1 pseudogene is annotated in these 411 nt (G+C 45.7%); it reads right to left on the bottom strand.

Going from position 1 to position 411, the window contains the following annotated elements:
* Window positions 1–411: pseudogene (locus M3234_RS28975) on the bottom strand (2-isopropylmalate synthase); the annotation flags it as partial.

Below are 411 nucleotides of genomic sequence, written 5' to 3'. Positions count from 1 at the left end.
TCCATATTGCCTGTGCGCTCGCCATTACCAAAAAGCGTACCTTCAATACGGTCAGCGCCTGCCATCAAACCTAACTCACTGGCAGCCACAGCACAGCCACGGTCATTGTGGGTGTGAAGGCTCACAATCACATGCTCTCGCATGGGTAAGTTTTGGCAAAAATATTCAATCTGATCGGCATAGATATTGGGCGTTGAGCTTTCTACGGTTGATGGCAAGTTAAAGATTACTTTTTGACCTAAGTCCGGGCGCCAAACTTTACACACCTCATCACAGATTTTGACCGAAAAATCGACCTCGGTTTGCGAGAAACTTTCAGGGGAATATTCAAAAATCCATTCGGTTTCAGGGTATTCTTTCGCCAAATCACGCAATAATGTTGCACCTTCAACCGCAATCGCAATGATGTCA

The sequence above is a fragment of the Neobacillus niacini genome, from assembly GCF_023715785.1.
Taxonomy (GTDB): Bacteria; Bacillota; Bacilli; order Bacillales; family Cytobacillaceae; genus Neobacillus; species Neobacillus niacini_E.
Note: the sequence above shows the minus strand (reverse complement) of the source record. Positions and strands in the feature narration are given on the sequence as shown.